Raw genomic sequence first — 22,382 nt, 5'->3', positions numbered from 1 at the left:
GTTAAAAGGAACGTTGATATCAAGAGAAGGAGGAAAAAGCATGCAGCAGCATTTATTTATTGGTGGAGAATGGAAAGCAGCTTCATCGTACACGACGTTGAAATCACCATATTCCGGAAAAATCATTGCTGAGGTGGCAGAGGCCACAGCAGAGGATGCCAAGGCTGCTATTCAGGCGGCCTCTGATGCACGCTCGGAGATGCGGGCCATGCCAGCGCACCAGCGGTCAGCCATTTTGGAGAAGCTGGCCGACCTGCTGGAAGAGCGGCGTGAGGATGCAGCGCACATCATTGCACGTGAAGCGTCAAAACCATGGAAGGCTGCGCTGGCGGAGGTTGACCGGACGGTGCAAACCTACAAGTTCGCAGCTGAAGAAGCCAAGCGGATTCACGGGGAAACCATTCCGCTGGATGCCGCACCGGGCGGCGAGGGCCGTATGGCCTACACGCTCAAAGAACCTGTAGGGGTAGTAGGAGCTATTACACCATTTAACTTCCCGATGAATCTGGTTGCTCATAAAGTGGGTCCCGCGCTGGCAGCAGGCAATACGGTCGTATTGAAGCCTGCAGAGCAGACGCCGTTGTCGGCTTACTTGATTGCGGAGCTGCTGGGGCAGGCTGGATTGCCTGCGGGCGCTCTTAACGTGATCAGCGGCGATGGTAAAACCATTGGCGACGTACTTGTCACTGATCCGCGCGTCAGCTATATCACTTTTACCGGTAGCCCAGCGGTCGGTACAGAAATTCGCTCCAAGGCTGGCTTGAAGCGGGTCACGCTGGAGCTGGGTTCCAACGCGGCCGTTATTATCGACCGTGATACGGATGTGGACGCGGTCATCGACCGTTGTGTGAGTGGAGCCTTTGCCAATCAGGGGCAGGTATGTATCTCAGTTCAACGTATTTACGTTGTTGATGAACTGTATGATACCTTTGTATCCCGATTTATCGAAGCAACTCAACGTTTAAAAATTGGAGATCCGCTAGAGCCGGATACGGATGTATCCGCGCTTATTTCAGCCAAGGATGTCGAACGTGTCCGTGAATGGCTGGAAGAAGCGATTCAAGCAGGCGCAAGGATCGCTCTGGGTGGCCAAGCCAAGGGAGGTATCTTGGAGCCGACGGTTTTGCTTAATGTGGACCCGACTTCCAAGGTGTCCTGTCGTGAAGTGTTTGCCCCGCTTGTGCTGATTCATTCTGTTAGCTCTATAGATGAAGCCGTAAACCATGTGAATGATTCGATCTATGGCCTGCAGGCGGGAATTTACACTCGTAATATCACGACCGCGTTGGATGCAGCGGACAAGCTTGAGGTGGGCGGCGTGGTGATCAATGACATTCCAAGCTTCCGTGTTGATCATATGCCGTATGGTGGTGTGAAGCAAAGTGGCACGGGACGCGAAGGCGTAAAGTATGCCATGGAAGAAATGCTGGAAACAAAGCTGATCGTTATTAAACGGTAGTGGTTATTTAAAAGCCTATCTGATGAACATAGATAATACGTTTTGCGTATGTCTGCTCATTAGATGGGCTTTTTTTCACCTTTTGCGCGATTGTCAGATGAAAATAAAGGTTTAGACTGGTAAATATTTGGATAAAGCGTAATTAGCTTGAGGTTTAGACCGTTGGAACTGTTCCACCGTCAATATTATATTCACTTCCTGTAATTGAAGCGGCCCGGTCGGATACCAGAAAAGCAACAAGCTCAGCGACTTCTTCTGGTAGTCCTGGACGACCAATTGGAATTCCTCCCAACGAGTCCATCAGTTGCTTTAATGCACTTTCTCGGTCACCTGTCGTCTCAGCAATCCGATCAATCAAACTTTGTGCTGCCTTCGTTTCGATAAAGCCTGGCGCAACTGTATTAATACGAATGCCTTGAGGTGAAAACTGCTTGGATAGCCCTTTGCTGTAAGTAGTTAAAGCTGCTTTGGCTGCAGCATAAGCCAATGTTGCATCATATAGCGGCAAGCGACGTTGAATGGATGAAATATGAATAATAACACCGGAACCCTTTTCCACCATAGCCGGTAGCAGTCCACGGTCTAAACGGACGGCAGCAAACAGATTGGCGTTAAAAGTTTGCTGCCAATGCTCGTCTGTCAAGATAAGAGCTCCCCCGGATGGGGCTGACGAGCCTCCAACATTGTTGACAAGAACATCTACACCGCCTAGGCGCTCAAGAACACTGTTTACTACTTTATCTACACCTTCAGGCGTACTAATATCGGCTGGAATAAACAGGTCTGGATTTTCTAAATTAACTGGAGTCGTTCGAGCCGTAGTTATTACGGTAGCACCTGCAGCCGTAAGTCTCTTAGCAATAGCCTCTCCCATTCCTTTGGTACCGCCTGTGACCAAGGCCCTTTTGCCTTTAAACTCACTTAATATGCTTTCTAATTGAAAACTCATGCGAATAATTCCTCCTAAATTTTACGATTTGGTTGAGAAATACCTCTAGGTATCTCCACTCCGAGTTCACTTGTCCTGCGAACCTTACAAACTTTCGACAATGACACCCCGGTACCGCCCTCCGCGCAGTCGATGTTTTAGGGCTTTTTGATAGGCTGGACTAAAGTACCAAGCTTGTGCTTCCTCAAACGTGGGGAATTCCAAGATGGCCAGCCCTTCAATATCGGGTCCTTCGAGGACTTGGTATGCGCCATACATTGCTAGGGGTTTGACGGAATGTCCCGCCAAACCTGCCGGTGCCAACTCAGAATAGAGTTGGAGTTCAGTTTGATCGGTACTCTGTTCACGTATAAAAACAACATAAGCGGGCATATTCGTTTTCCCTTTCTTATTTTTTTCAGGATTTTGCAAAATCCTCTTTTAATTACTTTATGGAAGTGTAATAATCAGTTCTTTAATTTTATTGTTGTTTACTAGAAATTGATGTTTAAGTAGGAGTGGGTCGGGAAGATTCGATTTATCAAAGTCTCCGTCTACTTTCGCAATTACGACGATGGTATTATTACTGTCATCCATATCCACGATCTCGAAGGTGACATTGGGCTCCAATATTTCTGCTTCACACCATGATTTTATGGCTTCCATACCTTTGATTTCGCGATGATTATCCAAGATCAACGCATCTTTATCGAAAGCGGAAGTAAATACTTCAAGCGGGGATTTGTTCGCTGATGTAAAGTAAGTTTCTACTGCCGGTGGCATGGTTTTATGTGGATTCATTAATCCTTCAACCTCCTATGGTGAGTATGTTGTGAGCGATAACTTCAAACTCATCATAGCAGTGATAATATGACTACATGGTGTCATATTATAGAGGATCATTTAAATTTCTTTTCATCGTTTCTAAATGAGACAATATTCTTGTACGTACTTGTTCGGGGCTGACCTCTATAAGGAGGGGACCAAAGGACAGCAGATAACTGTCCAGCCAATTGCCTACAGGAAATTGTGCCGTGACGGAATAAGATCCGTCTTCCTTCTGAGTAATTGTTTTCTCGGCAAATTCATCGTATACGCGGTAAGCTCCTTGAGCAGAAATATGAAGAGTTACTTCAATGGTATGAAGCAAGTCGTTCATCTTTGTATCTGTAGATGCTACGACCGTTCTTGGCTCATAACTAATTTCGGTAACTGCAATCTCTTTCATTCGGCTAATCTTAAATACACGATGACTTTCGGTATTTAAACAGTAACCTTCCACATACCAGGATTTATCTTTAAACAAGAGCTTGGCAGGTTCGACGCTACGATAACTCTGTTCCCCGGCGACGTTATAATAGCGGAACTTTATAACACGGTTTGTGATTATTGCGTTGCGTATAAGAGTGAATAGCTGTCTCTGGCTGTTTTGGCTTCCCCATGGCGAAAAATCTACTTCGATCCAGTTTCCCATGTCTTTTTTAAAAAGCCTACTCAACTTGTTTAGCACTTCTTCTACCTGTGGGATGGTAGCTGTAGCCACACTCTGAAGGGCCATTAAGATATCATCTTGTTCCTGCTCGGACAGTAAAGAGGTGTTAAAGACATAACCCTCCATCAATGATATTCCGCCACCCTTGCCTCTACTGCTGTAGATGGGAATCCCAACTGCGCTTAAGGCATCTATGTCCCGATAAATCGTTCGTGTGGAAACCTCAAAATGCTCTGCCAATTCATCAGCAGTCACTTTTTTCTTATGGAGTAACATATAAACGATTTCAAAATGTCTACTTAACGGCATAAGCTTCACCTCTCTCGATAGCATATACCTTATAACATGACATTATAAAGTCATATTAAGTGATTCTTGAAATCACACCTTAATGGACACCAACTGGGGGACTTTATTTTCTTGAACAGCGATAATAACACTGCCTTGGGATCAGATCTTTTTACAATCTTTTATATAGAGCTGAACAAAGAGCACTTGCAAAGTAAAAAGGAATATACTATACTGAGGCCAATCATTAGTAATTGATCAATCACTAACTGGATTAATAAGCAACGGAGGTGATATTTATGAGAGGATACCGCCCAAGTTTACTCAAATGTATCTTTAACGGAACTATGGATTGAGAAGATTCAGTTGATTGAAGGAGTACGAAGTTAAGTAATTGATCAATCACTTATTTTAAAGTAAATGGAGGAGAGAACATGAAGCATCTTATTATTTACGCACATCCATCCGAGGGAAGCTTTAATCATGCAATTTTGACCACAGCAGTCGAGGCGCTAAAGCAAAAAGGACATGATGTGGTTGTTCGTGATTTATATGCAATCAACTTTCAACCTGTGGTTAGCAGCAGCGAGGTTATTGGAGGAATCGGAGAAGATGTTGTACGGGAACAGGGATTTTTGCAATGGGCAGAGGTAATCACCTTTATTTATCCTATTTGGTGGACGGGGATGCCAGCCATTATGAAGGGATATATTGACCGCGTATTCTCTTACGGATTTGCTTATAAATATGTAAATGGAGTGCAGATGGGAATGCTCAAGGGAAAGAAAGCAATTATCCTCAATACGCAAGGAAAATCACATGCGGAATATGCCAGCAATGGCATGGATCAAGCACTTCGCTTGACGTCCGACAAAGGCATATTTGAATACTGTGGACTTGACGTCATGTATCATCTATTTTTCGAGTCGGTACCCCAATCTGATGAAGATACGCGTAAGAAGTGGCTTCGCCAGATTGCAGACATGGCCAGCAAAGCCTAATGGAAATATGTTTTAGGGGCAGGGAATTAGGAATAAGGGGAATCGAAGTAGCCAGTAGCTAACCCAAAAGGCATCGCATGCATCTACCGGCGATGCCTTTTGGGTTGGTCCAATATTGAATGTATTCCAATCGACACTCGCTCATGGCAAGCTGCAATTGCTACAATAAGGGGGGGATATTAGTTTTACCGATTTTTCCGATTAGCGCTACGAGATCCACCGGAAGGCCACTGTGATCCACCACCTTGACCATGTTGAGGCCACCACTGCGACCCACCGCCCTGACCGCCACCTTGACCATGTTGAGGCCACCACTGCGACCCACCACCCTGACCGCCGCCTTGACCATGTTGAGGCCACCACTGCGACCCACCGCCTTGACCGCCGCCTTGACCATGAGGAGGCCAATGCGATCCACCACCTTGACCGCCGCCCTGACCATGAGGAGGCCAATGCGATCCACCACCTTGACCGCCGCCCTGACCACCGCTTTGTCCTGGAATAGAAGGCATACTTGGATAAGGGCCTTGTGCCTGACTGATTTGAGTAACATCAATATAAGACTGTGTGCCATTAGGATATAGCACTAACATTGATTTGTTAGTGGGATCTACGCTTTTTACAAAAGCAACGATCTGTTGACCATTCACAGTAAATATTCCCCATAAATTAACAAAATTGCTCACTTCAGTAGTGGTCGCGAAATGTGGTTGTAACGGTCCCATCGAACGATGAGAAGAATGTTTAGACAAGGTGTGTATCTCTCCTTTAAATTGAATTTTGCAACATCATATGTGCAAACGTACTTGTTGGAATGGGCAATGTTGCTACAAGATATTCTTTTGAAAAAATTCATTGTCCCAAAAAAGTGTGCTTTTAGCGACTACTAAAAACATATCTTTGCGAATGAAAAGCATTTGGTTTATAGCATCATGGATGAAATCGAGATAAATGCTTCTTAGAGAATTTAGTTAATCAATTGAAACAATTTGTCATGCACCATCTTTATCTTTTTCTAAATAGAAGGTATATCGTATATCGGGTGAATATCCTTCTTCATTATTCAGCCGTTCCCCTACAATGGGTATCAATATCCGATTATTTTCTTTCATAGCTTCAGCAATACCAGTAAACTTCACCGGATGATCGAAGAGGTAATCGTGACCTGTTCCAACGTCTGGACCGAGCGCAGCATGGAATTGATCCAAATCTTTTGACACGAAGGCAGCTATTGCTGCTTTGAGTTTTGCTATCATGGCATCCTCAATTAGAGGGTCTTTAACATCATTCCATTTGATCTCGTCCAAGTTTTGCAGGGCGGCTGGTTGATCTGTTCCTTCTTTTACTACTGTTTCTGAGGTTGTTGGTATTGTTTCATTGGTAGATGTATCCGTTGTTTCCTGCTTTCCACAACCAGCAAACACACTTACACTTACGGAAAGTATAAGAATAGAAAAAATTTGAGCAGGTTTGTTCATATTAGATTCACCCATCCTTATTTACTACCATATGTAAAAACAGTTTTACTTTTTTTGGTGATAAATCATAGTTGTAAAATATTTTTTTACATTATTGGGGTTAAAGTGTATTAATTGAAAAATAACATTAGAAGTGTGCGGTGGTTTACTATAGAAAAATGAATAAATAAATGAAATGACCTTCTCTAATTAAAGAAGGTCATTTTTTAATTCAGGAACCATTATTAAATGTAGCACAGCCTTCTGTTTATAGGCGTTCTCGCTTGCAAGTCATTCACTGGTTCTTTATACCTAGTGTGGAATTTTCGCATGGACGTTCATGCGTTTTGTCGGTTAGCTATGATGCTGCGTATCACGGTTCAAAAGTAGCTGCACATGATGAAATCTCTGGTGTATATCTATGTAGGGTATCAAGCTGTAGTTAGAGCATTTTTTTGAGCTGGGATATACGGGCTTGGGAAACCTCAAGTATTTTGGCATATTCGTGCTGTGCTGCATTGGGGTGTTTTTGCATTAATTCTTTTAGACTTTCGATCATCTGTTGTGTCGATCGCCGCAGACGTTTGGGCTCTTTAATAGATCGTTGTGAGTTGGATAAAGCTGATTTGGCTGGTCTTAGGATAGGGCTAAAATGTATTCCCTTTTTTAAACTTTCAATACATTCCCCGCAAATAAAGCTGTCTCTAAAATAAGTTAATTGTTCTGTTGAACCACACATTTTACACGTCACCCCAGTATATTTTCGAAAGGCGAGAATACCAGTTTCCTCATCTGCAAAAATCTCAACAGGATCACCCACATTATAATCCATGGAAATTCGCATTTCTTTGGGGATAACGATACGGCCTAACGCATCTAGGGGACGTGTCATACCTGTACTTTTCAAATGATAACCTCCTTTTTTTATATCCTTATAATACTAAATAGTTATGATAAAAAAGAATAGGCTTAGAGAAGCAATCGCATATATTTAGTAAACTGTTGAAAAGTATACAAGTAATTCCCAAAATATGTTTTTTTATTGGGGGAAACGTGTTGAGGAGATTATAAAGAATTTCCGATATATATTCATAAAGGATATTCTAGTTGGCAATGAAATTGTTAGTAACACGGGATAAGGAGATGTGAATTACATATGAGAATACTTCAGTTTTGGAAGAAGAATAAGAAAGCTGTGGTGGCAATCGATTAGGATACTGCTATTCGGTGTGTACGATTGGACGCAATATAAGGCGGTACGGGTACTAACTCGATTAGCACGTGAAGGTCTTCAGACCGACCAGATTGTGGACGATATTATCAGCCATGTCGCCGGATGTTGCCATGAGGCATACCGATTTTCTCAAAGCAATTGCCCGCGGTGAAGGCCTAGAAGGCCGTTCCCCCTTGCTGGATGGAGCTATAGGGACTACCGATGGGAATGGCAAGCAAGAGTACCACTGGCCCGACGATGAACCTGTCGAAGAGCATCACCAATTACGAGCGGCCATATTTTATTATCGGCTGAACCCTCTGGATGAGGAGGTTAATCGGCTGTTGGATCATTGGGAAGTGAACCATCCGGAGGAGAATGTTAGGAGTTATATTGGGAAATTGAGAGAAGAAGGACAGGGAGAGGGCTAGCTTTTCTGCTAGACGAATATCGGAATCTTAATTTTGCACTCTTTACTATGAAAACTTATACTTATTGTTAAAGCTGACTTGAAGAGAAAATAAAAAAACGAGGAGGGGAATAACCATGTACTCCATTAAAGAAGTTCAAATCAAGAGCGGATTGCCCGCATCTACCCTTCGTTATTATGAAAAAGAAGGCATATTACCTGATGTCGGTCGGGATGAAGGTGGAAGAAGGGTATATACCGAAAAACAAATCGATTGGATTAGGTTCCTTATGGCTATGAAAGATACAGGGATGACTATTGAAGAAATTAAGGCATACCTTGAGCTAAATGGAAAAGGAGAAGCTACAATCCAAGAGAGAAGAGATTTTCTTGTAGCCCACAAAAAGAAAGTGGAAGCACATGTGGCACAAACGCAGCACAATTTGGAGAAAATTATTCAAAAGATAGCTTTTTATGATCATGTGGTTATGGGGAAAAGCCTCTCTTAGGTATCATTTGATCTGTAAATAGTGGTAAAGTCAAATCGAATAGATGGAGCCCCCGGCATATTTGAGAATACGTGCTGGAGGGCTTTTTTGCATAGATATCTAAAGATGCAGATTCTAGGTCGTAAGTATGGAAAATGGGCGGTTCACAACGCGCTTATAGGGTAAAAGTGTAGTACCAAGGTGGGCAAGTGGGGGTGTTGACTCTCACGCCACGTGAGACACTAGACTGTCAAGCAAGGGAGGTGAAGCGGAATGGCCTATACGGTAAAGGAAGTATCTAATCTGTCGGGAATCAGCGTACGAACTTTGCATTATTATGATGAAATCGGATTGCTGAAACCGCATCATATTGGAAATAATGGATATCGCTATTACGAACAGGAACAACTTTTGAGGCTTCAGCAAATCATGGTGTACAGGGAACTGGATTTGCCTTTATCTGAAATTGGAAATGTGCTGGAGCAAACCAAGGAACAAAAAGCCGAGGTTTTGCAGGAGCATCGAGCCAAGGTCGAGGCCAAAGTCTTCCGCTTGCATACTCTCCTACAGACCATCGACGAAACGGTGGCTCATTTGGAAGGGGAACAAGCAATGAAACCAGAGCACATGTACCAAGGGTTTAACCCGGAAAAGCAGGAAATGTACGAACGTGATTTGACAGACCGTTATGGTCAAGAGGCTCAGAAAACAATTCAGGAGAGCAAGACGGCGACAAAGAACTGGAGCAAAGAGTATTACTTAGATTCACAGGCAGAGGCTGATCAGATTCATCGGCAGCTGGCCGAAGCCATGAATAAAGGATTGAAGCATAATAGTGAAGAAGTACAGGCGCTGATCCGCCGTCATCTTCAATGGGTAAGCCGATTCTATACTCCTACAGCAGAAATTTATAGCGGGCTGGGAGACTTGTATGTGGAGCATGAGGATTTCAGTAAAATGTATGAAGGCTATCGTCCCGGACTAGCTGAGTATTTGCGAGACGGGATGAAGGTTCTAGCCGAACGGGAATTAAATTAACAAAGCGGGGAAGAAGGGCTGTAAAAGGTCTGAAAAAAAGGTGAACAACAAGCCAATTCCGATGGCCTGCTGTTCACCCTTTTTGTGTGTAGAGCAGTTTACATGGTGCTTTGTGTCGCTCTCATGCCTTGCTGGCTGTTGTTTCCGTACTGCTGCATGCCACTACCGCTTACATAATGCTGTCCAGTCGTCCCCATGTGTTGCGGGAAGCTGTGATTCATGTGGCTTCCTGCATTATAGGAGGATGGTTGCATACTGCGTGAGGCGTAGCTATCGCCAAATCCGGGCTGAGTCATTTGACTACTGGATCGAATAGAGTTTTCCAACTGACTACACAGTTGAATAACTTGCTGGTACTGCTGCATAGCCTGCTGATGATGCTGAATTGCAGTTTGGATCATTTGAGCTGCACTTCGTTCACGTTGCACCAGGCTTTCAAGACTGGATGCATTTTGTTGTTCCTGTTGCAGCAACTGCTGATACATGGCAGTTCCTTGCTGTGTTTGTTGTACCAATTGCTGCATGATTTGTTCACATTGATGAAGTTGTTGTTGTGGAGCCATGTTGTTGTACATGAATCATCAATCTCCTTCGCCGGATAGTTTTGGGTTTCAGACCCTCCTATATTGTGGCGAAGGAAGACGATATATATGCGCTATTTTTGGTTATAGGCTGGCTACCAGAATAGCCGTAAATTCCTCTAGGAATACACGATCTTCGTGATCAAAGCGGCTTTTTAGCGGGCTGTCAATGTCCAGCACTCCAATCAGTTCCCCGTTCTTGACAAGGGGAATAACGATTTCACTATTGGAAGCAGCGTCACAGGCAATATGTCCTGGAAACGCATGCACATCGTCTACAACAAGCGTTCGTTGTTCTGCGGCTGCAGTACCGCATACGCCACGTCCCAGTGGAATCCGTATACATGCAGGTAATCCCTGGAAAGGACCAAGTACAAGCTCAGTGCCATCATAAAGATAGAAACCGCTCCAATTAATATCTGGAAGGAAATGACCAAGTAATGCTGAAGCATTTGCCAGATTGGCAATGGTATTGGATTCATCATGAATAAGTGCCCGGAGTTGTCCAAGAACCGATTCGAATTGTTCATGACGTGTGCCCTCGTAAGGTATAGTTTGAAACATGTAGAGTTCACGCTCCTAACATTAAATTTTTACATTAACGGTTGTATATATCATCAAAAAATAGGTAATTATGCAATTCGCTTTTACCATTGGTTAATTAATTTAAGATATAACGATTGTATATATTCAGTCAAGTGGAAAATCACTTTGTAACCTTTCGGTATTCTCCGTACTCTAACCTCTGTACAGAATCATTTTGGGAAGGGGAAAGCTATACGTTTTAGCGGGGCAAACAATATAAAAAGTAATTCAGCAAGGGTTGCCCTCATCTGTTTCCAGCTTATCCTCTATGGGTAAAAACAGTGTAACATGGTTGGCCTAGGCCAGGGAGGAGTTACAATTATGCATGCAGATGTTCAGAACTTGTTTATTCGTATACAGATGCTTTCTTATGCACATCAGAACGATCTCACGGTAAGAGATATTCAACCTGTGTTGGAAGAGCGCGGTTACCGTGTAGGAGAACGTGAGGTCAAGCAGGAGCTTGAAAACCTGACGCAGGAAAACTTTCTGACACCTCATGATGATATGTTCAGCATTACTGGTGCAGGGATCGATGAATTACAGGAAATTCAGTCGATGCTGGGCGTACTGTACAAGGATGTTGTGAAGAAACCGACGCGCACCACTACCCGAGTCTCTTCTTAAAGGCTTAGATGCTCAATACTTTTGATTCGGAAGACAAGCCCTCAAACGGTTTAATCTCTTATAATATAGAAGATGCCCTTCTAATTCCTAATCCTAGGAACAGGAGGGCTATTTATATATATAAGCTTCTCAGCTTTAAATAAGGTTGTGTTTGTTGAAGGTGTATGCTTAAATGTAGCGTATATTTAGTCATTTTAATGCTGGAAGGATGATTGAACATGTGTGCATATGCATGTAAGGGGCATATACCACCGCTGGAAAGTCCGCGTCTTCGGCTGCGAAGGATGGAAAGCGGGGATGCGGCTACGATGTTCGCTTGCTGGTCTGACCCGGAGGTTCACCGTTATATGAACCTTTCTGGTATGTCAGGACGTGAGGACGCAGAGGAGATGATTGAGCTATTGAATGAGCTGGCGAAGACGGAGGATGCGCTGCGCTGGGGAATAGAGCTGAAGGAGAATGGGAAGTTGATTGGAAGCTGTGGTTTTAATTATTGGCAGACGGAGGGAGCTTATAAAGCTGAGATTGGTTATGAGATAGCCAAGCCTTATTGGCGACAGGGTTACATGACCGAGGCGCTACGCTTGGTGCTGTCATTCGGGTATAACACGATTCGGTTGAATCGGATCGAAGCGCTGGTGGACCCGCGTAATACAGGCTCGCAAGCCCTGCTGTCCTCGATGGGCTGGACACAGGAAGGACTGCTGCGGCAGGTACAGCATACATCTACAGGCTTTAAGGATATGCTGATGTATTCTTTACTGCATGAAGAATGGATCAGATTGGAGGCACAACGAAATGCTGTTTCAGTATAACGGTGGTTCGTCGCCGTTGCACAGGCTAGGGCCGTTAAGTAAGCTAATATGGGTGGGGTGCTTTAGCCTCCTGTCGATGGCATGGGATTCGACGTTGCGGGAAGCAGCACTCTTGGCTGTACTGATTGCTGTGGCTGGCTTGGGCGCACGTTTGACCTTAGCACGCCAACTTCGGGCTATGTCGTTCCTGATTGGTTTAGGTATCCCGTATTTTATACTGTCTATCCTAGCGATTCGAGAAGGATATACCGTGGCTTCATGGGGACCCATTGTCATTACAGCAGAGGGACTGGATATCGCAGGGGCGTTAACGTTGCGGATTTTTGTGTTGTTTTTGGCATCTTATATCTATCTCTCGACGACCGATCCCCGAGATTTTGTGCAGGCATTGAATCTGCGCTTGCGTGTTCCCTATCGGTTTGCGTTCGGTATTTCAGTGGCACTAACGTTTCTCCCCTTATTGGAAGAAGAAGGGCGAACCATTATGGCAGCACGGCGTGTTCGTGGACAGGAACCACCACGAGGGTGGGGCAATCGGTTATCATGGTGGAGCGGGTATGCGGCTGCCGTGTTGGTGAATGCTGTAAGACGGGTTCAGCAGACGGCGCTGGCTATGGAGGGCAAAGGTTTCGGCGCTTATGCAGAACGGACATATCTTCGTACACTGAACAATGGGCGTGTAGGCAATTTATGTGCTATGACTGCTGTATTAACTACGGCTGTTTTATGGTGGAGCTTATAAAGTGAAGCCTCTTATTTTTGTTCTTATTGTCAACCTATTAGATATAATAAGGTTGACAATAAGACTGCAAATGAATACATTTATACAGTAGCAGCTTGTACAAGGATCAGAGCTGTAATCTTATAGATTAGATAGGGAGAGGAGTCAAGAAGTACATATGAAGGAATCTCGTATGTTTGCAAAGTTTACAACGCTGGATATCGTACTCATGGCGATGCTAGCCACGTTGAACGGCGTCATGACCGTGTATTTGTCGCTCATTAACAAAACATTAAATAGTCTGGGAGGGCCTATTGCAACTTCCGCTATTGTCGGACTGTACATGATATACGGCTTGTTGGCCTATTATATTATTCGTAAGCCGGGTACGGCGGTTATTGCTTATGCTTTTGGCGCGGTAGTGCAGTCTTTTATGGGATCTGCTTATGGAATTGCTTCTATTATCGCGGCGGCTGTCTGCTATATGATTGCGGCTGAGTTGGTATTTGCCTTGTTGCGGTATCGGCGCTGGAACGCAGTTTCGCTGATGCTAGTGGGTGGGGCTATGGTTCCGCTGTGGTTTATTGTCGCAGCCAATATGTTTGGCTATATGCATTGGGGTTGGAAGGTGCTGACGATTGCACTGGTCGTTCGTATCCTGAGCGGCATTGTCCTATGCGGTCTGCTGACGAAAGTGCTGGGCGATGCCTTAAATCGTACGGGATTGTTAAAACGTTTTGAACTGGGACGCGCTTCACGTGCATAGCCGTGGCTATGCACGTGGTTATATCTTCAACAATGGGGATCGAGGGTATTTCAGTTATGAATGAACATAGCGATTATAATTCTAGCCGTAAAATAGCCGTATCCTTGAAGAATTTTGGCTATCGGTATGATGATCAGGCAGAGCCAGCGTTACATGGTCTGACACTGGACATTGCGGTGGGTGAGCATGTAGCCATTGTCGGAGCTAGTGGAAGTGGAAAGTCTACGCTATGTCAACTGCTTCATGGCGGATTGTCCCGTTCCGGTGAGGGCGAACGGACAGGGGAGCTGACCGTGTACGGTATGGACCCCGATACCGCTGATCTGGCTACTGTCGCCACCACTGTCGGCGTCGTGCTTCAGGACCCGGATGCCCAGCTGGTGCAGGGAATCGTCGAAGATGAGATTGCTTTTGGGCCGGAGAACCTGCGTGTGCCTCCGACAGAAATAGCGCAGCGCATTGCTGCTGCGCTGGAGGCCGTCGGCCTAGCTCCCGAGCGCGGCTCCTTCGTGCGGCGCCTCTCGGGAGGCCAGCGCCAACGCACCGCGATTGCTGCGGTACTGGCGTTGGAAGCGCCGCTGGTCGTGTTCGACGACGCAGCTGCGCAGTTGGACCCGCCGGCTGTATGCGACTTCGTAGAGTTATGTCGGCGGCTCCATGCGGCAGGCCGGACGGTGGTCACCGCGTCCGGCCGCATAGACGATGGCGCGCGAGCAGCGCAGCGCGTCATCGTCTTGAAAGGCGGGACCGTGCAGCTCCAGGGTCCGCCCGAAACGCTGCTGCGCGAGCATGGTGCGCAGCTGGCCGCCTTGGGGCTGCTCCCCTCTCCCGCAGGGAGGGGAGACATGCCACGTGAGCCGGGGGTGAATCCCGGCTCAGCGGCGGACCGCGCTGGACAGCCATTGTTGGAGGTGAAGGGATTGACCTTCACCTATCCCGGTAGCCAGCGGGCAGCGCTAAAGGGCGTGAGCCTAGCTCTTGCGCCCGGTGAACGAGCCGTGCTGCTGGGTGAGAACGGCTCGGGTAAAACCACGCTCGGCAAGTTGCTCATGGGCCTACTCCCAGCACCGAAGGGGTGCATGCGGTGGGAGGGGCAGGATATGGCGAAGCTGCCAATTCACCAGCTGGCTACCGGAATCGGCTATGTGTTCCAGCAGCCAGAGCATCAGTTTGCAGCTGCAACGGTGTGGGAGGAGTGCTTGTATAGCGTGCGCGCCAAGCTTGGTTTACGGACTGGGGAGCCGGTTCCCGCGGCATATGTGGAACGGGCGCAGCGCTTGCTGGCCGCCGCCAGGCTGGAGCACAGACTGGATGCCTCCCCGTTCCTGCTAAGTGGAGGCGAAAAAAGGCTCTTGAGCGTTGCGGCACAGTTCATCTTGCCCAAAAAGCTATACATTTTGGATGAGCCTACCGCAGGAACGGATTACGAAGGGGCGAGTATTCTGCTCCGTATGTGCACAGAGCAGTCTGCCGAAGGTGCGGCTTTTCTGGTCATCACCCACGATATGCAGGTGGCTGAAAGCTTTGCCAGCGATGTTCTGTGCATGGAAGAGGGTCATCTCTATAAAGTGGAAAATAGCGAGATTTATCATGCGATGACAGTTGACAAAAATTAACGATATGTAGACAATAATATATATACATCGTACAAAACAGGCGGCCTATATAGGCCGCCTGTTTACGATTATACAGTGCGGGTAATAATCCAACCTGGAAAGGCAAACCGTACAGATACAACACAGTTTTATAAGGGAAGGATTTGTGATTTGCTTGGGAAACGATAAACCCATGAAGCGCGGACTCGTGCTGACAGGTGTTCTATTGGCCACTTTTCTGGCCGCAATTGAAGGAACGGTAATCGGTCCGGCGGGACCGACGATTGTTAGTGAGCTGGGTAGCGTGAATTTGCTCAGTTGGATTTTTACGGCATATTTGCTGACAATGGCTGTGACCACACCCATTTTCGGCAAGCTTAGCGATTTGTTTGGCCGAAAACCCATTTTTTTAATCGGCTGTTCGTTGTTTGTACTTGGCTCTTTGCTTTGTATGCTGGCTGGCAATATGGAGCAGCTTATTATCTACCGGGCCATTCAGGGTATTGGTGCGGGTGGTGTCATTCCTGTTACTTTTACCATCATCGGTGATATCTACAAAATGGAGGAACGCGGCAAAGTCCAAGGCATGATCAGCTCCGTATGGGGGATTTCTTCCCTGATCGGGCCTCTCTTGGGTGGTTATGTGGTTACCTATTTTGGCTGGGAGTGGATTTTCGGCTTTAACGTTCCCTTTGGATTGCTGGCTATGTTCTTCATCGCCCGTTACCTGCGGGAACAGGTAAGCAAGCGTACCGCGCGTATCGACGTGCCGGGAGCGGTTACCTTTACCATCGGGATGACGGCCCTCTTGCTCGTATTGGCACTGGGCGGGCAGTATATCGGTTGGGCTTCTCCTGAATTGCTGGCCTTGGCTGCCGTAGCCATTTTGTTCCTGATTTTGTTTTTGGTTATCGAAAAACGCGCTCAGGAACCGATGGTGCCACTAAAGCTATTTCGGATACGGGATATCGCTTTTTCCTGTGCAGCAGCACTGTTAGTCAGCACCCTGCTGATCGGACTGACTAGCTATCTTCCACTATGGATTCAAGGTGTACACGGTGGAGATGCCGCTTCATCTGGTCTCGCGCTGGCTCCAATGTCCGTAGGCTGGCTATTTGGCTCCATGATCGGAGGACGCATTTTGCTGACCCTGGGCTCACGTCGAACCTCTTTGATTGGGCTGACCCTGATTGTATTGGGGGCCTTCGTCATGACCTTGATGGGCCAAACGGCCCCGATCTGGCTGCTGTTTCTGTCTACATTGTTGTATGGACTGGGATTCGGCTTCTCGATGACTGTGTTTACGATTATTGCCCAGTCCTCGGTCGGGTTTCAGTTGCGTGGCGCGTCGACAGCATTGAATACGTTTCTGCGTACGTTGGGGCAAACAATCGGGGTTGCAGCCTTCGGTTCATGGCTGAATTATCGCATTGTCGCCCAGACAGCAGACGGACAGCTTACACAGCAAGGGGTAACGCAGGAGGATATTAACGGTCTGCTTGCACCTCATGCTTCACAGAGTCTAAGTGACAAGGTTGCAGGATTACTTCGTTCTGTACTGGAAAACAGTCTGCATTCCCTGTTCGTTATCATGGTCGTTATTGCAGTTATTAGCTGGTTTGTCGTCCTCGGATTGCGGAACCGTCCGCCGGGTACGGAAGAAGAGGCAGATCAGCGCGTAAAGACACCACAAAGAGAACACGCATAAAAAATAATATAAATCTTTCATTATAAAAGAGATAGCCCGGACCTTTGAATAAAAGTCCGGGCTATCTCTTTATTCAAAGGTCTCTCCTCCTACTGATTCAACAAAAAACCATCTCGTATAGGACCAATAAATTTCCCAGCATACAAAAAGAAAATAAAAATCTCCTTGAGATTGCTATATATTCATAGGGTATAGGTAACAAAATGGTAAAAAAGTCTTAAGAAATTGTAACAAAAAATATGTTTCTGAATTGAGCTGTAGGGTACTAAGGAACCATTTTTTTGAATTCGCTTACAAATTGGGCTTTGTATGATTTATTTTAGAACGATTTTGCATGTGAATGAAGCAACCAACCTAGCAAAATGGGACACGGAAAAAAATCAAGTAGCAAATTTTTCTGAATGTAATAGGAATGAAAAAAAAGGAATTTTCAGAAAATTACTAGGAAAATATGAGGATGAAATTCAAGAGGCGCCTGTTTTCTTACCTCATATAATAGGGCTTTTCAGTCTATATCAATCGTTTGACATACCGTATAAAATGGCCCTACCAACCAAAAAGTTGGGTTTCAAATCTAGAAGCATAATTAGATTAAGGGAGATGGAGTACTTGAAGTTTAACAAATGGTTCAGTAAAGCAGCCACTGCAACAGTAGCAACTACCTTGCTGTTAGGAGGCGGCGTTCAGGCTTTTGCCGAGGAAAATGATGCATCTGATCTCAAAACAGACAATGCATTTACGCAAATTACGCGTAATGACATGCTGAATATTTTCAAACAGCAAGGCAAAGAGAAATATGAGGTTCCGTCCTTCGATGCCTCTACAATTAAGAATATTCCTTCTGCTATTGGTCGCGATAGCTCAGGCAAGCTGATTGATTTCGATGTCTGGGACTCTTGGCCGTTACAAAATGCCGATGGCACAGTAGCCAATTACAAAGGGTATAATATCGTTTTTGGATTAGCAGGCGATCCTAAAAGAGGCGAGGATACATTCATATACCTGTTTTATCAAAAAGCGGGCAATACTTCACTGAGCGGCTGGAAAAATGCCGGCAGAGTATTTAAGGACAATGATAAATTGCTTGCCAACGATCCGATTCTAAAAAATCAGTCAGAAGAATGGTCAGGTTCAGCTACCTTAACCTCTGATGGACAAGTACGTTTATTTTATACCAGCAGACAGCCCTATGATCCGAATAACAAATTATTCGGCAAGCAAACCTTGAGTACGGCTCAAATTAATGTCTCTCAGCCTGATGATAAGACACTGAAAGTAGATGGAGTCGAGGATTTGAAATCGATCTATGACGGTGGAGATGGGAAAACCTATCAAAATGTGCAGCAAAGCGTCGGAGTGGACATGGATAATCATACCCTTAGAGACCCTCACTATGTCGAGGATCAAGGCCACAAATATATTATATTTGAAGCCAATACAGGGACTGAGACAGGCTACCAAGGCGAAGATTCGCTTCAAAACTCAGCTTATTATGGCGGCAATAAGAAATTCTTCAGTGAAGAGCTTTCTAACCTGCAGCAAAGTCCTAAGAAAAAAGGAGCTGAGCTGGCGAACGGCGCACTGGGCATCGTTGAATTGAATGATGATTATACGTTGAAAAATGTAATGCCCCCTTTGATTGCATCCAATCTGGTAACAGATGAAATTGAACGGGCGAATGTTTTCAAAATGAATGGTTTGTGGTATTTATTTACGAGTACGAGAGGTTCCAAGGTGACTGTAGATGCGATAGGTGACGATGATATTTACATGCTGGGTTATGTTTCTACTTCCTTGACAGGGCCTTATAAACCGTTGAATGGAACCGGTCTCGTTCTTCATCAGGATCTGGATCGTGATGATATTACCTGGACGTATGCCCATTTTGCTATCCCGCAAGGCAAAGGCAATAACGTAGTCGTTTCGAGTTATATGACTAATCGAGGGCTTTTCCCGGATCACAAATCTACTTTCGCACCAAGCTTCCTGCTGAATATTAAAGGCTCGAAAACCTCTGTTGTGAAAAACGGTATTTTGGAGCAAGGGCAAATCACGATTGATCCAGCGAATGATAAAAAAGAACACCAAAATGAATATGGAAAGAAATAAGTAGGTATATGCAGTATGTCCGAAGGCGGCGGCTTGGTAGCAACCCGATCTGTCGTCCATCGGACGATACATAACGATGCAATGAGAGGTAAGGAGGATCGTCATAATGAGAAAAAAAGCTCCCAAGAGCATTTGGATACGATCCGTTGTAATCATCACAGGCTTAACTATATTTATAGCTATGGGATGGAGTATGTACCAACAGGATGCAGCCGAACCCCAAAAACCTGCTGCAAATCCAAAAAATCAAGCTAATCAAAGTAAGCATACAACACCAACCTACCGGGCATCCTATCATTTTACCGTTCCGGATAAGTGGAAGAATGATCCTCAACGGCCCATTTATTTTGATGAAAAATATCATTATTACTATTTGTATAATCGTGACTATCCCAAAAAGAACGGTACAGAATGGCGACATGCAACATCAACTGACCTGGTTCATTGGAAAGATGAAGGGGTGGCGATTCCCAAATATACGAACCCGAATGGAGATCCTTGGTCCGGTTCGGTCGTGATCGATGTTAATAATACCGCAGGGTTTGGAAAAGGCACGCTGGTAGCCATTGTGACACAGCCCTCCGCAGATGGCGGAAAGCAGGAACAATTTTTGTGGTACAGTAAGGACAAAGGCAAGACGTTTACTTCTTACCGCAACAAGCCTGTGATGTCCAACCCCGGTACAAAGGACTTCAGAGATCCCAAAATCATCCGAGATACTCAACGTAATCTATGGGTGATGGTCATGGCAGAGGGAACAAAGATTGGCTTTTATGAGTCTGATAATTTAAAGAATTGGCGGTATACAAGCGGCTTTCAAACGGAGAATATCGGACTTGTGGAATGTCCTGACCTTTACCGGATGCGGGCGGATGATGGAACCTATCAATGGATTCTAGGCGTGAGCGCCAATAGCAAATCAACAGGCGGACCCAACACGTATGCTTACTGGACGGGAGATTTTAATGGAGAAGCATTTCTTCCTGATCACAGTGAACCTGAGTGGCTGGATTATGGGTTTGACTGGTATGGTGCAGTTACGTTCGAGGAAGGAAAAGACAAAGATAAATATAGTCACCGTTATGCTCTAGCCTGGATGAACAATTGGGATTATGCCAATAACACTCCTACCCTAAAGGAAGACTTTAATGGAATGGATTCGATTGTTCGCCAAATTCGACTGAAACATACGGCAGATGCTGGATATCGTTTGGTTTCACAGCCGGTACCGAATTTGGAGCGATTCCAAACATCCAAAAAATCATTAGGAACGATTAAAGTAGAGGGTACTCACCGGCTTCCGGTAGCAGGCGATGCCTATCAGCTAGAGGCGGATGTCTCTTGGTCTACGATTAAAAATGTAGGATTGAGGCTTCGAGAGTCGACGGATGGCAAGCGTCATGTCGATGTGGGTGTCTCAGTGGACGGTCAATACTCTTACGTAAACAGAGCGAACACGGGCCAGCCGGATCAGAGTGGAAAATATGTAGAGAGCAAGGCGCCTTTTGATCCCGATAAGAAAAAGGTCCACCTGAACATTCTCGTCGATAAAACCAGTATTGAAGTGTTTGTCGATGATGGAGAAGTAGCTTTTTCCTCCTTAATATTTCCACGATTAGAGGATCAGAAAATCACTCTGTTTTCCGATGGCGGTCCAGCAATTTTTAATAATGTAGTGGTCAAACATTTTAGTCGATAGCAGGTACTTATGCTGCTCGTAAGCTTGGACATATTTCGCTCTATTCAGGTATATGAAAAGTCCACCCATGAATATAAGGGTGGACTTTTCTGTGTAAATCTAAATTTTCGTTTAGCACAGCTATAAGATTGTTCGTTTATTCACAAACGATCAGTTGCTAAAATTACTATTCGTTCTATTTGTGATAAGGTGACAGGTTATCAGCGCTACGGCCCAATTTTTTGAGCAAGCCGATGAGTTGATCTCTTTCGGTTTCACTGATTCCGCTAAAGGCACGTTCAATCTGACGTGTATAATCAGGATAAATTTCGTCCATGACACGTTGTCCTTCGTCCGTCAATTCTGCATATATAATCCGACGATCTTGGTCGCACGGGTGACGGTGCAAATAACCGCGGCTTTCCAGCTTGTCAATAACATAAGTGACATTTCCGCTTTGCAGAAGCAGCTTTGCTCCAATTTGTTGGATTGGCTGCGCGCCCTTGTGATATAAAACTTCCATCACGGCGAAGGCCGTTGGGTTGAAGCCCACCGTTTTGATGCCAGCAACCGCATGTTCGTTTACACTTTTGAATGACTTGGCAAACACGCTATACAAATGCATAGATTGCTGTGTCACCAATGTTCGGTAATCTATCATCTTCATTCCGCCTTTATGTATGGATTTGGGCATCCTTTGACCGCTCGGCTCGGATGACCGGGCAACCATACCCTTGTTACTAGCATAAAGGGATTTACGTAGCGAAAACATGCGATTTGTCACAGTAGCTGCTTTTTTAACTATTTAATTTCAAAGCTTTAAAGTAAATTTTTGAAAAATAAAGGTTTTGAATGTAAAAATACTGTTCCGGTTGGTTATATTAAAAATAACATACCTAAACTAATGAACCCCAATTAACAAAATAAGCTACTTCAGAGGAGATGAAACACATGGATACGGGTTCTTTCCGTTTTCAATTTCGTGATCCGCAGCAAGCCGCCCAAGCCTGTGAAACATTAAAGGAAATTGGATACTCCGCCAGCACAAATGGTGACACAGGTCTCAGTGTTCATATTGAGAACCAGGATGTGCTGTCTGCATTGGAGATTTGCCAAGCCTATGAAGGAAGTATGATTGAGGTAGGAACTCTTTTCTCTAGGCCGGATGCAATTCCCGATCTGCAAGGAAACGTCGGTGTACAAAATCCAGGTTATAGCCCGGAGGACTGGATTATCCCGGCGCACACGATCAACGAGGATTGGAGTGAAGCGTATAAAAACGGCTCCTCTCGAACGTATAGCAACACAACGGGGGAGCACAACGTCAGCTCTGATCAACAACCGGAGGACGAAGTGGATGGATTTTCTGGAAGCATCCATATTTGACCCAAATGATGACGCTATGTCGATTAGGCGGTTGTTTA

24 protein-coding genes are annotated in these 22,382 nt (G+C 45.3%); 14 read left to right on the top strand and 10 right to left on the bottom strand.

Annotation, left to right across the window (positions count from 1 at the left end; translation table 11 throughout):
• The first annotated feature begins 40 nt into the window (after positions 1-40).
• The gene (locus ACQW03_RS07750; protein ID WP_441949088.1) at positions 41-1,459 is read left to right on the top strand and encodes an aldehyde dehydrogenase family protein; all 1,419 of its coding nucleotides are present in this window, start codon (positions 41-43) and stop codon (positions 1,457-1,459) included.
• A 154-nt stretch (positions 1,460-1,613) separates the two neighbouring features.
• Here the strand turns inward: ACQW03_RS07750 and ACQW03_RS07745 are convergent, their stop codons facing one another.
• The 4 genes from ACQW03_RS07745 to ACQW03_RS07730 form a co-directional block, all read right to left on the bottom strand.
• Positions 1,614-2,408 (bottom strand): SDR family oxidoreductase, encoded by a 795-nt coding sequence (locus ACQW03_RS07745; protein ID WP_220030719.1) that lies wholly within the window; start codon positions 2,406-2,408, stop codon positions 1,614-1,616.
• Between the two features lie 84 nt (positions 2,409-2,492).
• On the bottom strand, positions 2,493-2,819 hold the full coding sequence (locus tag ACQW03_RS07740; protein WP_233901811.1) for a DUF1330 domain-containing protein: 327 nt from the start codon (positions 2,817-2,819) through the stop codon (positions 2,493-2,495).
• Between the two features lie 18 nt (positions 2,820-2,837).
• Positions 2,838-3,188: a nuclear transport factor 2 family protein gene (locus ACQW03_RS07735; protein ID WP_071639489.1), complete on the bottom strand. Its 351-nt coding sequence runs from the start codon at positions 3,186-3,188 to the stop codon at positions 2,838-2,840.
• Positions 3,189-3,276: 88 nt separating this feature from the next.
• Positions 3,277-4,188 carry a helix-turn-helix transcriptional regulator gene (locus ACQW03_RS07730; RefSeq protein ID WP_441949085.1) on the bottom strand — a complete coding sequence of 304 codons (912 nt, stop codon included), beginning with the start codon at positions 4,186-4,188 and terminating at the stop codon, positions 3,277-3,279.
• Between the two features lie 413 nt (positions 4,189-4,601).
• Here ACQW03_RS07730 and ACQW03_RS07725 point away from each other — a divergent pair, with 413 nt between their 5' ends.
• Complete coding sequence (locus ACQW03_RS07725) at positions 4,602-5,168, top strand: NAD(P)H-dependent oxidoreductase (protein WP_441949083.1); 567 nt, start codon at positions 4,602-4,604, stop codon at positions 5,166-5,168.
• Between the two features lie 185 nt (positions 5,169-5,353).
• Here the strand turns inward: ACQW03_RS07725 and ACQW03_RS07720 are convergent, their stop codons facing one another.
• The 3 genes from ACQW03_RS07720 to ACQW03_RS07710 form a co-directional block, all read right to left on the bottom strand.
• Positions 5,354-5,920, bottom strand: a complete 567-nt coding sequence (locus ACQW03_RS07720; protein ID WP_441949081.1) for a hypothetical protein — start codon at positions 5,918-5,920, stop codon at positions 5,354-5,356.
• Positions 5,921-6,160: 240 nt separating this feature from the next.
• Positions 6,161-6,646: a hypothetical protein gene (locus ACQW03_RS07715; protein WP_441949079.1), complete on the bottom strand. Its 486-nt coding sequence runs from the start codon at positions 6,644-6,646 to the stop codon at positions 6,161-6,163.
• Positions 6,647-7,067: 421 nt separating this feature from the next.
• The gene (locus ACQW03_RS07710) at positions 7,068-7,532 is read right to left on the bottom strand and encodes an AbrB/MazE/SpoVT family DNA-binding domain-containing protein (protein WP_013308700.1); all 465 of its coding nucleotides are present in this window, start codon (positions 7,530-7,532) and stop codon (positions 7,068-7,070) included.
• Positions 7,533-7,969: 437 nt separating this feature from the next.
• Between ACQW03_RS07710 and ACQW03_RS07705 the strand changes: the two genes are divergently transcribed.
• From ACQW03_RS07705 to ACQW03_RS07695, 3 genes are all read left to right on the top strand, one after another.
• The gene (locus ACQW03_RS07705) at positions 7,970-8,269 is read left to right on the top strand and encodes a hypothetical protein (RefSeq protein ID WP_441949077.1); all 300 of its coding nucleotides are present in this window, start codon (positions 7,970-7,972) and stop codon (positions 8,267-8,269) included.
• Between the two features lie 115 nt (positions 8,270-8,384).
• Complete coding sequence (locus ACQW03_RS07700) at positions 8,385-8,756, top strand: MerR family transcriptional regulator (protein WP_071639495.1); 372 nt, start codon at positions 8,385-8,387, stop codon at positions 8,754-8,756.
• A gap of 252 nt (positions 8,757-9,008) precedes the next feature.
• Positions 9,009-9,773, top strand: coding sequence for a MerR family transcriptional regulator (locus ACQW03_RS07695; protein ID WP_441949074.1), 765 nt, complete (start codon positions 9,009-9,011; stop codon positions 9,771-9,773).
• A 98-nt stretch (positions 9,774-9,871) separates the two neighbouring features.
• Here the strand turns inward: ACQW03_RS07695 and ACQW03_RS07690 are convergent, their stop codons facing one another.
• Positions 9,872-10,348: a hypothetical protein gene (locus ACQW03_RS07690; RefSeq protein ID WP_250273112.1), complete on the bottom strand. Its 477-nt coding sequence runs from the start codon at positions 10,346-10,348 to the stop codon at positions 9,872-9,874.
• A 90-nt stretch (positions 10,349-10,438) separates the two neighbouring features.
• A complete protein-coding gene (locus ACQW03_RS07685) occupies positions 10,439-10,918 on the bottom strand; it encodes a GAF domain-containing protein (RefSeq protein ID WP_441949072.1) in 480 nt (159 codons plus the stop codon).
• A 342-nt stretch (positions 10,919-11,260) separates the two neighbouring features.
• On the opposite strand from ACQW03_RS07685, the gene ACQW03_RS07680 reads away from it, so the two are divergent.
• From ACQW03_RS07680 to ACQW03_RS07645, 8 genes are all read left to right on the top strand, one after another.
• Positions 11,261-11,566, top strand: a complete 306-nt coding sequence (locus tag ACQW03_RS07680) for a hypothetical protein (RefSeq protein WP_023986960.1) — start codon at positions 11,261-11,263, stop codon at positions 11,564-11,566.
• 218 nt (positions 11,567-11,784) lie between these two features.
• Positions 11,785-12,381, top strand: a complete 597-nt coding sequence (locus ACQW03_RS07675; RefSeq protein ID WP_441949070.1) for a GNAT family N-acetyltransferase — start codon at positions 11,785-11,787, stop codon at positions 12,379-12,381.
• The gene (locus ACQW03_RS07670; RefSeq protein WP_441949068.1) at positions 12,365-13,123 is read left to right on the top strand and encodes an energy-coupling factor transporter transmembrane component T family protein; all 759 of its coding nucleotides are present in this window, start codon (positions 12,365-12,367) and stop codon (positions 13,121-13,123) included. Before ACQW03_RS07675 ends, ACQW03_RS07670 begins: the two co-directional genes overlap by 17 nt.
• Before the next feature lie 157 nt (positions 13,124-13,280).
• The gene (locus tag ACQW03_RS07665) at positions 13,281-13,868 is read left to right on the top strand and encodes an ECF transporter S component (RefSeq protein WP_023986963.1); all 588 of its coding nucleotides are present in this window, start codon (positions 13,281-13,283) and stop codon (positions 13,866-13,868) included.
• Positions 13,869-13,924: 56 nt separating this feature from the next.
• Positions 13,925-15,484 (top strand): ABC transporter ATP-binding protein, encoded by a 1,560-nt coding sequence (locus ACQW03_RS07660; protein ID WP_441949065.1) that lies wholly within the window; start codon positions 13,925-13,927, stop codon positions 15,482-15,484.
• A 172-nt stretch (positions 15,485-15,656) separates the two neighbouring features.
• A complete protein-coding gene (locus tag ACQW03_RS07655; protein ID WP_076293134.1) occupies positions 15,657-17,171 on the top strand; it encodes an MDR family MFS transporter in 1,515 nt (504 codons plus the stop codon).
• Between the two features lie 609 nt (positions 17,172-17,780).
• Entirely contained in the window at positions 17,781-19,280 is a 1,500-nt protein-coding gene (locus tag ACQW03_RS07650; protein ID WP_441952334.1) for a glycoside hydrolase family 68 protein, read from the top strand.
• Positions 19,281-19,386: 106 nt separating this feature from the next.
• Positions 19,387-20,979, top strand: coding sequence for a glycoside hydrolase family 32 protein (locus ACQW03_RS07645; RefSeq protein ID WP_441949063.1), 1,593 nt, complete (start codon positions 19,387-19,389; stop codon positions 20,977-20,979).
• A 175-nt stretch (positions 20,980-21,154) separates the two neighbouring features.
• On the opposite strand, the gene ACQW03_RS07640 is transcribed toward ACQW03_RS07645, so the two are convergent.
• Positions 21,155-21,619: a MarR family winged helix-turn-helix transcriptional regulator gene (locus ACQW03_RS07640; RefSeq protein ID WP_013369372.1), complete on the bottom strand. Its 465-nt coding sequence runs from the start codon at positions 21,617-21,619 to the stop codon at positions 21,155-21,157.
• 290 nt (positions 21,620-21,909) lie between these two features.
• On the opposite strand from ACQW03_RS07640, the gene ACQW03_RS07635 reads away from it, so the two are divergent.
• A complete protein-coding gene (locus ACQW03_RS07635) occupies positions 21,910-22,344 on the top strand; it encodes a hypothetical protein (protein WP_013308721.1) in 435 nt (144 codons plus the stop codon).
• Positions 22,345-22,382: the final 38 nt, after the last annotated feature.

It is taken from the genome of Paenibacillus sp. DRB1-1 (genome assembly GCF_052119485.1).
In the GTDB taxonomy this organism is placed as follows: Bacteria; Bacillota; Bacilli; order Paenibacillales; family Paenibacillaceae; genus Paenibacillus; species Paenibacillus polymyxa_B.
Note: the sequence above shows the minus strand (reverse complement) of the source record. Positions and strands in the feature narration are given on the sequence as shown.